Below are 14,352 nucleotides of genomic sequence, written 5' to 3' on the forward strand. Positions count from 1 at the left end.
GTTGATATAGCTTCCCCCAAGTCCGACATTGTACACTGCCGGACCTAAGTATAAAACCGGTGACACCAGATGAATATCCGGTGCCGACACGTGAGTCTTTATAAGGTTATGTCAGGGAAATAAAAGTAAAGCCGTTTTTTTAGCGTAGTCTCTTTTATATACTTCAATAGGTATAGAAATTCTTGATTCTCAAAAAAAACATGACGTAAGCGTTATTGTTTCTCTGGCATGAAACAAGTCCCTTTCTATAGCTAATACGGAAAACAATTACTGAGGTACTAATCATTTTGAAAAAAAATTATTGTAAATACAAGTGACTTTTTCTGACACCCTTATTTATATATAGCTATGCCAATAGGTAAAATAGCATGTGGCTGATCAGCCTGATCACTATTTTTTCACAATACCCTTAAATTTTATTAACTTATACTTAATAATAGCTAATTTGGACATTTCGCGAATAATATACCATAAAGACCTTTCACCCATTGCCACATTTCCTGTAACAACACCATTCGGGAGATAAACGCTCCCCTTCAGGCCCATCGCCGGTGAGCATGGAAGGCAGATTTTTCAATCAATTTAAAATTAAAGGGAGGCTTCGGTAAAAGGTACTCCCTACGATGGATGTTAAAAAATGAGTACGAAAGGAGAACGGTACTATACTTATCATGACGACCAGAAAATTCTGCAAGGCATTGCGTCAGGCGAAGAAAAAGCTTTAGAGGCTGCTATCGATCGTTATCAACCAGCAATGATAATCGAAGCCTTTCATCTTTTACAAGATCTTCAGGAAGCTGAAGACATTATCCAGGAAATATTTATCCGAATCTGGGAAAACCGGGACGCATTTTCGAAGAAAGGTTATTCTTCAATCGGTCCGTACCTGCTTCGCGCGACCCGCAATAAATGCCTGGATAAAATTGCCCATAATAAGATTACCAATAAAAGAAAAGCCTTTTTTAGTCAAAACCTCAGCCCGTCTCATCAGTATGACCCATCAGAAATTAAGGAACTCAGAGCCTTGCTCCATTCCGCCATCGAATCCCTACCGCCTAAAACCCGAAATTCCTTTAAGAAACTATATGAGGAAGAGCTGAGTCAAAAGGAAATAGCCAGGCAGGAAGACCTGTCCCTGCAAACGGTGAAAAACACCATCAGCAACGCACTAAGGATACTTAGGGAAAAATTAAAACCGTTTCGGTAAAAAAAATTTCTTTCCCTATTAGTACCTGATCATCAAATTTTAGTATTTACAATAGATGGAGAATCAACTCGAACATATTAGATTTTTAGTGACCAAAGAAATTCTGGGTACGCTTTCCCAGGAGGAAAGAAATTTCCTGATGGAAGAGGTGGCTAAAAATCCTGATGCAGAAGAAACCCGCGAAGACCTGCTTACAGTCGCGCAAAATCCTGAGCTCTTAGCCTATCTGCACTCTGAAAGACCCGCAAAACAGTCCGCTCTTATCTTGGACAGGCTTTTTGCCCGAAGCAGAAAAGTCAGGATCATCTATTCAATCGCCGCAGCAAGCGCTGCCGCAATTGCTTTGTTTTTTATTATTCCCCAAACACTGCACCTTAAATCCGGAAAGTCTAACCCTTCCCTGGTAGAAAATCAAAGCGTTCCTGCAACAGGAAAATCTGTACAGCTCTCGCTCTCTGCAGGGCAGACAATTGATCTGACAGAAGATACCACTGAATTTACTATCGGTGAACAGAAAATGAAGACTACCGGAAAAACGCTCACGTACCAGCCCTCCGGGAGAAACGAAAAGAGCTATGCTACCCTAAACGTACCAGCAGGTAAAGATTATATTCTTAAGCTTCCCGATGGTTCACAGGTTCATCTTAACTCGGTATCCTCTATCCGTTTTCCATTGGCTTTTGATGAAAACTTTCGGGAGATCCAAATAACAGGAGAAGCCTATATCAAAGTGGCTCCCAGTGCTAAAGCCCCGTTCAGGGTAAAGCTCCAGGGGGAAACGATTGATGTACTCGGTACTGAGTTTAATGTTAACTGTTACGATTCCCTGCGCCATACAATTTCTCTGGTTGCAGGAAAAGTAAGGGTACATACGGAAAAGAACCATATTGAACTGACTCCGGGACTGGAAGCAGTAGCTGGTGAGGATGGATTTACCAGCAGAGCCTTTGACCGTTATATAACCTTGGGATGGCTGGATGGACGGTATATATTAAATAACACGACGCTGGAAGAAGTCTGCACGATAATAAGGCGGTTATATGGCGTAGCCTTGCAGGTAGAGAACAAGGCATTGCTACAAAATCGCTTTACCGGAAGAATTATAAAAGGTCAGCCTTTGGAACAGGTATTACGCGGGCTGGCATCAACAAGCGGAATCAACTATGACCAGGATGTCCAGGGAACTTACCACATCAGATAGTGGCTTCCTTTAGGGCTGCAAGGTTCATTTGAGTAAACGCAGGGAGTGACCGGGTTTCTACCTGTAGAAACCGGGGGCATTTTTTGCTGTCACATACGTGTGTCATTTTTTATCCGCTGCATTCGAGAGTATAGCCATAATCTTTATATTGAGGCCTTATCAACCTCAGAATGCATGGTTACCCTCAATCTCGATCATGAAACACTGATACAATATTTGCAAAGTGCCGATCTCACTTTAAAAAGCATGGCATTTCAGTCAATATTCTACTCATATTATCAGCGGGAGATAAACTATGCCTTCCTGCTGCTTGATGAAATCGAAGATGCCAGGGACATCGGCCAGCTAACGTTCTTACAATTCTGGCAGCTGGCTAAGTATAGCCATATTGATTCTTTTACAGGATATATCAGAAGAATGACACATACCAACTGCTTACGAACACTCAAAGAAAGGGCTTCATTTAAATCCAATCAGGCTGAATATCTAAGAAATTCGCCTGCGTATGAAAAAGCATCTTTTGACCAGGCGCCGGAACTCAAAGCTGCCATCGAAAAGGCAATAGACTCTTTAAGACCTTCGCATCGGATGGCGTTTCAACTCTACTATATACAAAATATGAGGCAAAAAGACGGCGCCGAGATGATGGGCGTAACGACCCAGAATTTTAAAAATTATATTCATCTGGCCGTGGCTAACTTAAGGACACAACTGAGCAGCTTTTTCGATTTGTAACATCATACTGATCACCAACATACCTTACTGCAAACTATTGCGGGTAAATGCTTTTACCTATGGACAAGCACCTGTTTGACGAGAATCGTTTTACTGAAATCCTTACCAGGAAACTCAGCGGTACAGCCCTTACCGAGGAAGAAGCCTACTATTTCAAAAGCAATCTGATCTCTGATGACCCTTTTGTCAGCAGACGTTGCCAGGAAATTATTGCCGAAGTGACTGCCAAGCAACCATTACCTTCAACGTCCCCTGCGCATGAGCTGGACATGGAAAAAGAATACGAGCAGATGCTCTCTACACTCCATTCAAAGAAAAATACATCCCACAAGTTTATTATCATAATCGTACTGCTCATTTTCATCCTGCTCTGCATTGCCGCCTTTTTCTTATTTCTGCTGTAATATTTTCAATAGTTCTCTGTCCGGACTTCCTAATTAGTATCCAATGGTATACACATTCTCAAAACAAATATCTGTTTTCGAGACGTTACCTTTTTCCATTTTTTCACTTATTAGATATAGTGACTTTTGAAAAAGGAAAAATAATGCGAGAAATTCAAGGCCCCTTTACGTGCAAGTGAATACGTAAGGCATTCGTCCTTGAAATGTCTCATTGTTGGTAAGATTGTCATATGATATTCGATTTCCCGAACAATCCTTTCCATAACAAGAAGTATTGGTCGGGGTAATATTTCGTGACCTAAAAAGGTCATCAATAAAATGACCTTCGGGCTTGTCAAGGCTCGGAAGTTTTTAACAACGAAGCAGTGATCCCGGAAGAAGTTTCTGTAGGAACATTACTTTTTCACGGGTTGAGTAAAGAATAATAAGCATATAAATAAACAGGGAAATATTTTATCATAACAATGTCTAAGTAATGGTCGCTGGCACGACCACTCATGAAATTACTTTGTCGCTTTTTAGTGACAGACGGATTTCTTATTCTCAAAAAAAAACGAAGTCTCTTTTATGGTAAAAACAACGGAAGAATCCTGCCTCACAGAACCTTATCAGCAGGTATCGAGGCTAATGCATCAGGGTGATACTTTCTCTGATTTGCTGACAACAGCACTTATAGACCTACGGCAATTTCTGGAGCTTTTACGGAATTCGTCGGATAATTCTTCGCGGCAGATCGGCAATATTACTTATGGAAAGGTGACCAATATGCTTCATATGGCCCTTCAAATGAAGGCTTCTATTGGAGATCCCAATAAGGACTGGTATGAAGTCTGCGTAAAAAGGGAATGTAACAGCAAAGAAGAGCTGGAAAGCATCGCAGGAATATTCAGTGAGGCGGCAAAGCTGAAGAACTATCATTTTCACTACTCCATTTCCCAGGAAATTCCTGAATGGATCTATACAGATCAGATACTCTTAGCTCGGATTCTTTTGTCATGGCTTGAAAATATTGATCATTTTTCAAATGCCCATGACCGTATTGCCATGCAGGTATTTATTGAGCATAATGAATATCTATGCATAAAAATCACCGATACTGCCGGAGGTTTGGAAAGGTTAGAAATAGAACAATTATTTAGTGAAAACAGATTGGGAACAAATGGGAGGGCAGCCTACGGTAGGGGGCTTTTTCTCTACCAAAAAATGGCCTCATCCCTGAAAGGAAAAATACAAATTACCCCCACGATTTCAGGACTGGAATTTTACCTGTATCTCCCTTATCAAAAACCATAACAGCCCCACTCTGCATGTTTTTTAAATTTTTATTCGGTTCCTCCGATAAGCAAACAGCTATTCTTAAAAGCTTTGATATTAAGACCTTGCTGCACATCAAGAGGAATATCGTAAAGTGTTCTGATATTTTGCAGTCTGTTACAGCCAATGCAAAAGTCTATAAAGCAGCAGGAATCCTGGCAAAAGACGGTCAGGGAAAGGCAATTGACATTACAGATATAGATCAGATAGGCCTTACCATACTGCTGCTTGAAACTACTGAATATCTTATTGAAACGCGGATTATCCTTTTGGCCGTAAAAACCAATAATCCGCTTTCTCTGGATGACGACCTGTTTGATCTGAAGTTTATGATCATCCGGTTAATGCATCTCTTTGAGAAAGGAGCAGCGGAAAGAGAGGTGGTGATGGAGAAGGCGAGAATTACAGATGTAGAATTTGTTCAGTCCGACGCCAAGAAAATAAGGTATATCCTCATGACCTTACTACAGATTGTGATTCAATATGCTAAACCGGAAGAATCCATAACAACCACGGCATTCAGGCATGATGAATTTTTTTGTTTCTACGTTACCACCAGTTTAGACCGGCAGGAGGTTTCCCATAAAACACCACTCTCCAACGAAGCCATAAAAAAGGATATCCGTGCCCAATTTCAGGACGGAATACAACTTACAGAGAAATATATTGAACTGATAGGAGGAAGGCTTGGCCTGGTTGAATCGAATGCAGAAAAAAACAGTAACGAAGTGAAATTCATCGTTGAATTAAGCATATTCAAAGTGTAGCCTTTAGACATGATGATTTTTCCCTAATGCAATAGACGCCTTACCTGCGAACGTAAGACTGGAACCTTCTCATGCTTAAAAAAATAAAGCCATGGTGAGACTGATACATATTTTCACGCATCTTCGATTTTCAAATAAGTCCAGAAGACTAGCTCTACAGGAGCTTAAAAGGATGCATCTGATAGGACTTCTCGAGATTAAAAAGCTGGCCGAAATAAGCAATAGCACGACAAAAGAAATGGAACAGATTTATGAAAAACTAATGATCGGGAAAAAAGAAAAACAAGATCCATTAGTTTCAATGGTTCAGGGTCATACCACCCTGCTTACCAATTGTTACCGCAGAATCACAGATCTTACGAAAGATTTTATTTCAACATCGCTACTGCATACTTCGTATGAAGCAAACATAATGGCAGATTCTTTTCATTTCGAGCATCTATTGGATTTAGTGCTGGAAGCGGCTAAACCACATGCGCTGGAAAAAAAATTGGTCATCTATACTACCATTGATCGCAACCTCAGAACTATCAGTATAGATCCCATTAAAACCGGCTCTGTCCTGATCCCCATCATAGACCTGGGCATCTTCTATGCTGCCACAGGATCTGCTATAAGAATAACTGCCTCGAAATCTGATCGGCAATTGTCTTTCAGTATTATTTTATCTGTTGATCCGAATCGGCCTCATGCCAAAGAAGAACTTCTTTCTGAAGGCACTTTATTTGAGGCCTCTCCAATATTTCATCTTCATGGAATTTTTCTTGTTAAAGAAGAGCTTAAACTTCACGGTGAATCTTTTACCATCACCGAGTCTGGTTTCCGAACGGGTAAGGAACTGATTTGTATCACAGCAGTAATGAAAAATCAACAAGAAAACACCCCTGCAGGCTCTCAACAACCTGCTTGCAACAATGAATCAGGCAGGTTGTTTCGAAATGGCTTCTGAGGCTGTAAATCTCTGAAAAAATTTCAAGCAGATTCTCAAATCGTCCGTATGCAATATCATAAGGTTATTTTTTTTGTCATTATCGTGAATCTCCAAGTAAGCGTTGTACACTCACAAACTAAGAATCTTAAAGAAACATACCCCAATACTGAAAAGCATTATAAGTCATCTGCTGACAATACTACATGCCTACTCGACGACGATCACTTGTACGGATATTCTGATGACTCTTTAAGATTAGTTGAGTTATCCGGTCGTGCCGTTATTCATATTGAACCGGGTTTAAAGGACTTCGTTATTAGTTTATCTGATCATAAAATCGTTATTCCTGCTAATGAAAAAGCAGACATCTATATCAACTCCAGGGATTTCCGGCTGATCTCTGCATACCTTTTAACTGGTCATGCTTACTGGATCTATCCTCATCACGTATACTACCTCAGCCAGGGTACCGGAATTTACCTTCAACAGAAAGTGTATCATCATGATTCAACGCCGCATATTTTTACAGAATACAAAAAGTGGCTTGAAGGAGTCTATCTGTATGACGATATAACCCTCGAGGAATTAGCTGACGAAATGGCTGGGAAGTACAATATCCAAATTCCTATTGTTGATCCGCCTCTAAAAAGTCAGAGGATATGTATTGGATTTGAAAATTCAACCTCTTTACTAAAATTATTAAACCGCTTATCCCTCATCCTGGACATTGAATATGCCCTTGATGAGAATAACATCATAAGATTTTCTGTAAAAAATAGAAAGAAGGATGTAGGTAAAAGCAAGATAAAATCATCTGCTCAATGATCATTGTAATTTTCTGTACAGTTGTTAATCACTTCGAACGATATGTTTTTTAATACTTTTTTAAGAGGTTCCTTGTTTTCGTTGCTGCTCATCATTTTGCAAGCTTGCAATGACCTCAGGAGTCCAAGGCCAAACAGTGAACCAACAGGTGATACTGCGACAAGGATAATTCATAATGAAGGAGGGACAATTCTTGTCGACAGTTTGCATAAAAACCTCCGAGTATATCTCAAACACCATACTAAACTATCATACCCTCGAAACAATCCGGACGTACAGCATGTATCTGGAGAAGCCTATATTGAAAAAGACAGTACGCCGGCCTCTAACGGAATAACTGTTGTATTTGGTGAAACAGCCGCTCTGCTCACCGGATATTGCTATTTCAATATTAGTCCGCTCACTTGTCTAAAACACGCGCATTCCACGACCCAAAACAAAGTGGACCTCATCACCATATTTCGTGGGTATGCATGGGTTAAGAATCACAAAAGACCTGCCTTTTACCTGAGGGAAAATGAGCAGGCTCTTGTTTACCCTGATACTATTATTATTTCATCAATACGGAAAGACAATCATGAAAAGAATTAGTTTGACTTTACTGCTATGCGCTTCATTAACAAGTTGTTTTAAGATGGAAGGCAGCAGACAAATAGGTACCAGCTCCCGCATTATAAGTTTTCCAATACAGCAGGGAATCAGCGCAACACTAAATACCCACAGCGGTATTCATTATGAATTGGGTGGTAACGGAGTTATTTACTTTGGGGGAGAAGGTCAGTTTATCATTGACAAAGAAAGCGCTGAAGGTACTCCTCTGATTATAGACATAGAAGGAGTCAGGCTGACATGTGAAGATGGTGAATTTTATTTGACGACCTACAACCTTGTGGACGGACCGGGAAACGGAAAGCCTGGCTCAGCGAAGCTAACGGTACTTCAGGGAAAAGTAAGGGTACAGAATGCCGGTCCCGACATCATTGTTGAAAAAGAAGGCGTACGGATCTTTAAAGATTCAGTAAGTACAATGATTAACTGGCAGCCGGAAGAACATACCTATTGGGCAAACGGATTTTATAAGTTTAAGCAAGTTCCGCTGTACGAATGTAAAGGCATCCTAACCCGATGGTTCGATCTGAAAGTTGGTCTTGATGCCAACGATGCGGACTCATTAGTTCGTGATCTCTACCTCAAACCTTATGAGGAAATTGCGCAACAGCTGCATCAACTGGAACAGAATAATAATTACACGTTCACCTTCTACTCAAAGGACTCAATAACCATACGACATAAATAACTTTCCATAATGTACACCAGAATAATCAATCAATATATGAAACATTGTTTTCTTTGGCTAATAGCCGCTTTCTTACCTTTTTTGTTTTTAGGCTGCGAAAAGCCTGACCTGTACAATACCAGCACGGCTGAAAATACTCCCATGATTGCCGCCCTGGATAATGGTTTCAGGATCATGATTAACAAGCATAGTGAACTCCGTTGCAGAGCCAGGGATGCCCGCGTTTTTATAAAAGGAGGAGCTTTTGTTAAAGTGGACAGCGCAGAAAGAGCCCACACACCAGTACAAATTGTATTGGGTGATGTGGAACTGGAAACAACCGATGCAGAACTTAATATAGACTCCTACGATCTAAGTTCAGGGAAAGGAAAGCTTACTATTTTAAAAGGTTTGGTTAAGTTTAAAAACAAGCTTATAGATACGAGTCTAACCAGCGGGGGCTTTTGGTTCGGAAGCAATCGGCTGGATTCAACTATTGATTGGCAGCCGGAACTCGAAATCAAATGGCTGGATAATCTCTATCGCTTTGGCAGCTTAAATGTACATGACCTTGCCTATGGATTGAACCTTTTCTACCGTGTCGAGACAGATTACAAGGAAATTGAAGAAGATCCCTCTGCTATATTTTTAGACGTGAATTTCGACATCAGGGAACCTGTGACAGTATTTCTGGAAAGACTGCAGAAAAATACTGAGTTTAAGATCGATTATACACGTTACTACAGCACCGTAACAATAACAAAGCAATGATTCAGGTCTGCAGTTTCCGATCACGGAATGAGCTTATACCTACAATTGCCATCTCTGATGTTAAATCAGTGAAAGCCACTCTCGGGTGGCTTTCACAATTCTTAAAAAATAATCTTCCTAAAATGAAATACACACCAATACTTATACTATTCATTCTTCTTACAGGAACCGCGTATAGCCAGAGACCAAGGTCACTGGCTAATCCGGAAGACAAAAAGTATTTCCTTGATCAGCTTGAGAAAATAGTATCTAATAAATTGAGCTTCCTAAAAGGTAAAGTCAATAGAAACGCTGAAAGTTTTATGCATCACAAAGATACTTTCTATCTGCACATTCCTACATTACCTGAAAGTGAAGAGGCTATGCTTAAAGAACTGGAGGGGCGGGGATCAACATTTGCTTTTTTATTTTGGAATGACCTTCTAAAAGAATTTCCGGAATTTAAAGTTTTTTCACTTTCAGCTCCTTGTGATCGGGGCAAAACGGTAACCGTTGACTACAACTATAACAAAGACGGAACCCTATCAATATTTAGCAAATTGCAAAAACGTTGGATAACACTGCAGTGTTCGTCCGACAAATAATTCTAAAAATTTCCAGTAAAGCATCCATTCAATGAAACTATTATTTCTCATTGTCTTCACTCTCACCTTTAACGGTATACAGGCACAAAAGAAAAGATCACTTACAAATCCTAATGATAGAAAGTATTTTTATGAACAATTAAAAAAAATATGGGAAGGCACCGAAGCCTTAGGCTCAAATACAATCCAGGATAAAAATGATAAGCTGACATCAGATACCTTTCCTTTGATATTAGATATAACATCACCAAAACCAATTGAGGTAGATCACCATTTTGAAGAGTTTGGAGCTCATTTAGCTTACTTGTTTTGGGCGCAGCTTCTAAAAGACTTTTCACAGTTCCAGTTTTTTTCTTTGCAGTTAACAGATCAACGGGGGCAGAAAACTTCTCTTACATTTCATTACCTGGGAAAAAAAGAACTGGAATACTATAGTCGCTTACAGCAACAAGTGGTAAAGATAAAATTTAACGAAGTGAAATAATCCGTTTAAATAAGTACTAGTAACAATGAGGCTGTCTTTATAAGCGACAGCCTCATTATTGTATAATCAAGACTTGAAACTAATTTCATTTTAGGATTTGTGGAGTGTAAAAATTCAGATGATTTTTTTTGGTTGGAGATCATTATACTCAACTATCGCGTCAGATTAAAATCTTTCAACTCAAAATAGCAGTTCTCACAAATGAGCGTAATCCCTGTATGCTTTTCAGACTCTTCATTCCACCCATCATGCTGGAGTCTTATCTTTTCGCAATCACTGCACCAGGCCTGAAAATCATCTTCTTCACCAAGCTCCATTCCTTTCTCAGTATCAAACGCTTCTTCAAAACCTTTAGGAGTTTCAAGATCCAAATGCTGACAAACAAATGCTGGTCTGGAATAGCCATGTTTACCACATTCAATAGTTTGCTTCTTAAATTTTATTACTTCCGGTGAATCCCTATTCTCAATCTGCATAAGTAACATATACTTCTCTAACTCACCAGAATTTACTTTATATACTCCAATTCCATTGAGAAGATGCAGACAGATTGCTGATAATTCCCAACCATCAAATTCATCGGCAGGGAAAGTGCCTTCCTTAAGCTTTTCGTAATTATTCTGGACTCCAAATTCCTTTATGGCTAAAAGTTGAGACTTACTTTTTTCGATCGAGGATGTATTGAACCAACTCCACATCCATGTTCTTAGTTTTAATGAAAAAGTTCCTATCGGAACATATCTAAAGTAAATCTCATCTTCATCACTGTTATATAATCTCAAAAGTTCTGATTCTCCATCATAAAACCAGTTCTTGTAAGAATCCAAGTTAATTTTTTCTTTAAACTGCTCCTGAATGTGAAGCAGGCTTTGACATTTCTCTGCGCTAAATTCTTCGTAATTCATATCATAGTCTTTTGTTAATTAACCACGGATCTTCCTCTTCATCTTGAGAAATTTCAACCCTTCCATTATCCATTAAAAATCTGTAATCAAAAGGTAAAGCCAGGTATTTCAGAATATCCGGACGGTTAAAAGCGACATGGTGATAGTGAACTGTCTTTAGGGACTCAATATTATCATCATATTCGTCAGCAATGAGCCACCAGCCGGACATATGCTCCGGAGATTCATACCTGATGGCCTCCAGGTCCTTACCTTCATAGACTCCATCTGAAATAACCACCATTTGATTGAAGTTAGGAAACATTGGGATCAGACCATATTTTGAACATAATTCTGATTGGCTCTTCACTACGGAAATTGTTAGGTCACAGCCTCTATTGAAACCGCTGCCATCGGCATTTACTTCGTATAAGTCAAACTGGTTTTGTTCATTGATTTTAAACTTCAATAACCATGAATAATATCCTATTGTTTGATTTTCTACTATTGTTGGATGACTCCCGATAATATAGTCAATCATGTACCTCATAACTTCCACATAATCTTCTTGCAGTTGACCGCCAAGATTAATTCGAATTTCTTTTCCAATGAAATTGCTTAACCCTTTGGTAGATAAATAGCTTTCACTTACCTTAATATCAATTTCTTTGTATTGTATTCTCATTTGATTTGTGCTCTATCAAAAATAGCGTACCAATTGATACGCTATTCAGCATTTTTAATTTGAAATTATTTATTCTATCTTATCTAATTCTTCACGAAGATCTCTGCTAAATTCTAGTACATTCACTACAAAACCAGTCCGATTATCTACAGGAAAAACATTTAATAGGCAATTTTTTTTCAACGAGAGAATCGATGATTTCATTTTCCAAATTGATACGCTAATTAATCCCACATTTATTCATACTGTTCTAATTCCTCTTGTAGATCAGAATTAAGATCGTCAGGAGAAATTACTATACCTTTACCATTGGGAATTAAAAAAACATTTATTAATGTTTTATCATTTAACATTCCTGGAATCCACTTTTCAATAAAATTATCTAACTGTATTACTTCAGGTTTATATCCTTTCCATTGATCTATAGCACATAATTCTGCAAATTCTTTTTCAGGCCATAATGGGAGTATTTGATTTCCGGCGTTATCGCCTAGTAAAGCCCAACCATTATCGCTAAGCCCCCAAATTTCCTCAAAATCTGCAACTTTTCTGATGAAATAATCATACCTTTCATCTTCTGACATTTTCAAAATGTTTTCAATTTTTTTACTTGTATCCGCCATATTTATGTTCTAATTTATGTAAATCTGCATCTTGTAATTTTGCATCCTTGTGGCTATTACCATCTTTTGCCCTTTTTCCTCGTGGATGTGCTAATTCAGTTCCTCTAGTTTTAGAGTTTCTAGAATTTCTAGGGTTACGTATTGTTTTACATTTACAATTTCATTTATGTCTTCTAATTGATTAGTGTCCAAAGCTCTTCAAAGTCTGCTATTCTTTAAATAAAATGTCGATACCGATGAAATGGTTCCAATTTTTTAACATTCTCTATTGCTTATGGATTCATTCTTTAAGATAGTTACTATATTTTACATACTTTAGAAATAAAGTTATCTCCCTCAACATTAGTTTGGACAGTCGCGCAATTATTGTCAATTTTTTTTATTGAACATTTATATCCCCCCTTTGAATTTATGTAAAGATCAATTTGGTCATGTTCACTTTTTGAAGTATCAAGTATTAAACTATACTCACAATCATTTATCCAAAATATTTTATAATATCTATCTTTTCTTATTTTCTTGTTGGTGCTAAGATCAAAAGTTTGTTCAATTTGAAAGTCTTTAGTTCTTTCTATTAGATATTTCTTTTTTGAATCCTTATTAATCAATTGAAATTTTCCAATCTTAAAATCAATACAGTTTAGTCTTTTATTACCTATTGCTTTTTCGCAATTAATAAAAACGAAAGAAGCTAGAAAAATAATTACAATTTTCATTTTCAGTTATTTACCCAGCATCTTCTCTCCAAACATGACTCCTATTTTTTATCGCTAAAATATCTCCAATACTTTTATCTATTCTGAGTATTTCTTCTAATTTTATAACTCTTGCATCTTCTTCTAAAATACCTTTTTCTTTTCCAAAAAATTGCCAATCTCCTTCTTCGTCCTTGAAAACAGATACAATAGGCGAATTATCTTCTAAAACAAACTTCGTTGTTATGACAGCTAAATTTTCCATATTTCCTTTGTTGTGATTTTTAAACCACTGCCTTTCGGCAGTGATTTTTTTTATTTTTTGATGAACATAAAATTCTCCTCTATCAATATAATTTAATATGGAAGTGTTGATCGATCCTCATCAATTTCTTTTCCTTCATCATCAAAATATGAATACAGTCTTTTCAATTCGGTTAATAACATCTCTTGAAAAGAATTCCATTCTATCCTTGATGTTGCATCCCACCTCTCACAGCAATGGACCTTATTGGTATTCTTATCTATATACAGGCGAGAACCATCCCAATTATATCCTCCAATGAAGAAAAAGCTATTTTTTGCGTTGTCAGGTCTTTCAGGAATATTAGATGTGATTATTGAATATGGTTGACGAGAATCTACACTAGATCTACGATTCAACTGTCTTCTCAATCCATATAAACTTAGTGTGGATGATAAGAAAATAAGACCATTACTAAAGTTCATTAAAAAATTCTTATAGTCTTCAGGTATATCAGTTTTTAATTGTTCTTCTAGGATTTTAATCTCTTTACTATCTAGAACTGGGAAGATTTCATTCAACCATGCTTCAGGTGCTATATGAGGCGCTTTGCCTATCAAAATGGCGCCGTCACTAGAATTTTCAATTCCTAAATTTTCGAACTTATATATAAGTCCATTGATTTTTTTGTATTTCATTCGTGACGTGAAAAATCAGCGTAT

The 14,352-nt window shown here is 37.9% G+C and carries 18 protein-coding genes; 12 read left to right on the top strand and 6 right to left on the bottom strand.

Annotated features, from left to right (window positions below; translation table 11 throughout):
* The first annotated feature begins 637 nt into the window (after positions 1 to 637).
* From BMX24_RS08825 to BMX24_RS08885, 12 genes are all read left to right on the top strand, one after another.
* Positions 638 to 1,207 carry an RNA polymerase sigma factor gene (locus BMX24_RS08825; protein WP_089791666.1) on the top strand — a complete coding sequence of 190 codons (570 nt, stop codon included), beginning with the start codon at positions 638 to 640 and terminating at the stop codon, positions 1,205 to 1,207.
* A gap of 55 nt (positions 1,208 to 1,262) precedes the next feature.
* Entirely contained in the window at positions 1,263 to 2,408 is a 1,146-nt protein-coding gene (locus BMX24_RS08830) for a FecR family protein (protein ID WP_089791667.1), read from the top strand.
* A 246-nt stretch (positions 2,409 to 2,654) separates the two neighbouring features.
* On the top strand, positions 2,655 to 3,143 hold the full coding sequence (locus BMX24_RS08835; protein ID WP_170835676.1) for an RNA polymerase sigma factor: 489 nt from the start codon (positions 2,655 to 2,657) through the stop codon (positions 3,141 to 3,143).
* 59 nt (positions 3,144 to 3,202) lie between these two features.
* On the top strand, positions 3,203 to 3,547 hold the full coding sequence (locus tag BMX24_RS08840; RefSeq protein ID WP_089791671.1) for a hypothetical protein: 345 nt from the start codon (positions 3,203 to 3,205) through the stop codon (positions 3,545 to 3,547).
* Positions 3,548 to 4,114: 567 nt separating this feature from the next.
* A complete protein-coding gene (locus BMX24_RS08845; protein WP_089791672.1) occupies positions 4,115 to 4,840 on the top strand; it encodes an ATP-binding protein in 726 nt (241 codons plus the stop codon).
* Between the two features lie 14 nt (positions 4,841 to 4,854).
* Positions 4,855 to 5,628: a hypothetical protein gene (locus BMX24_RS08850; RefSeq protein ID WP_089791674.1), complete on the top strand. Its 774-nt coding sequence runs from the start codon at positions 4,855 to 4,857 to the stop codon at positions 5,626 to 5,628.
* 172 nt (positions 5,629 to 5,800) lie between these two features.
* On the top strand, positions 5,801 to 6,577 hold the full coding sequence (locus tag BMX24_RS08855; RefSeq protein ID WP_089791676.1) for an ATP-binding protein: 777 nt from the start codon (positions 5,801 to 5,803) through the stop codon (positions 6,575 to 6,577).
* A 48-nt stretch (positions 6,578 to 6,625) separates the two neighbouring features.
* Positions 6,626 to 7,384 carry a FecR domain-containing protein gene (locus BMX24_RS08860; RefSeq protein WP_089791678.1) on the top strand — a complete coding sequence of 253 codons (759 nt, stop codon included), beginning with the start codon at positions 6,626 to 6,628 and terminating at the stop codon, positions 7,382 to 7,384.
* 577 nt (positions 7,385 to 7,961) lie between these two features.
* Positions 7,962 to 8,681 (top strand): DUF4974 domain-containing protein, encoded by a 720-nt coding sequence (locus tag BMX24_RS08870; protein WP_139176798.1) that lies wholly within the window; start codon positions 7,962 to 7,964, stop codon positions 8,679 to 8,681.
* Positions 8,682 to 8,690: 9 nt separating this feature from the next.
* A complete protein-coding gene (locus tag BMX24_RS08875; RefSeq protein WP_139176800.1) occupies positions 8,691 to 9,431 on the top strand; it encodes a hypothetical protein in 741 nt (246 codons plus the stop codon).
* A 122-nt stretch (positions 9,432 to 9,553) separates the two neighbouring features.
* On the top strand, positions 9,554 to 10,015 hold the full coding sequence (locus BMX24_RS08880; protein WP_139176802.1) for a hypothetical protein: 462 nt from the start codon (positions 9,554 to 9,556) through the stop codon (positions 10,013 to 10,015).
* Between the two features lie 31 nt (positions 10,016 to 10,046).
* Positions 10,047 to 10,499, top strand: coding sequence for a hypothetical protein (locus tag BMX24_RS08885; protein WP_089791688.1), 453 nt, complete (start codon positions 10,047 to 10,049; stop codon positions 10,497 to 10,499).
* Positions 10,500 to 10,651: 152 nt separating this feature from the next.
* On the opposite strand, the gene BMX24_RS08890 is transcribed toward BMX24_RS08885, so the two are convergent.
* The 6 genes from BMX24_RS08890 to BMX24_RS08915 all read right to left on the bottom strand — a co-directional run bounded on the left by BMX24_RS08890 (position 10,652) and on the right by BMX24_RS08915 (position 14,328).
* Complete coding sequence (locus BMX24_RS08890) at positions 10,652 to 11,404, bottom strand: DUF6882 domain-containing protein (protein WP_089791690.1); 753 nt, start codon at positions 11,402 to 11,404, stop codon at positions 10,652 to 10,654.
* Between the two features lies 1 nt (position 11,405).
* Positions 11,406 to 12,068: an immunity protein Imm33 domain-containing protein gene (locus tag BMX24_RS08895; protein ID WP_089791692.1), complete on the bottom strand. Its 663-nt coding sequence runs from the start codon at positions 12,066 to 12,068 to the stop codon at positions 11,406 to 11,408.
* Between the two features lie 236 nt (positions 12,069 to 12,304).
* On the bottom strand, positions 12,305 to 12,691 hold the full coding sequence (locus BMX24_RS08900; RefSeq protein WP_089791694.1) for a DUF2750 domain-containing protein: 387 nt from the start codon (positions 12,689 to 12,691) through the stop codon (positions 12,305 to 12,307).
* A gap of 299 nt (positions 12,692 to 12,990) precedes the next feature.
* A complete protein-coding gene (locus BMX24_RS08905; protein ID WP_089791696.1) occupies positions 12,991 to 13,407 on the bottom strand; it encodes a hypothetical protein in 417 nt (138 codons plus the stop codon).
* A gap of 10 nt (positions 13,408 to 13,417) precedes the next feature.
* Positions 13,418 to 13,651 (bottom strand): hypothetical protein, encoded by a 234-nt coding sequence (locus tag BMX24_RS08910; protein ID WP_089791698.1) that lies wholly within the window; start codon positions 13,649 to 13,651, stop codon positions 13,418 to 13,420.
* A 92-nt stretch (positions 13,652 to 13,743) separates the two neighbouring features.
* Positions 13,744 to 14,328: an SMI1/KNR4 family protein gene (locus tag BMX24_RS08915; RefSeq protein ID WP_089791700.1), complete on the bottom strand. Its 585-nt coding sequence runs from the start codon at positions 14,326 to 14,328 to the stop codon at positions 13,744 to 13,746.
* Positions 14,329 to 14,352 lie beyond the last annotated feature (24 nt).

This window comes from Chryseobacterium wanjuense (genome assembly GCF_900111495.1).
GTDB lineage: Bacteria > Bacteroidota > Bacteroidia > Flavobacteriales > Weeksellaceae > Chryseobacterium > Chryseobacterium wanjuense.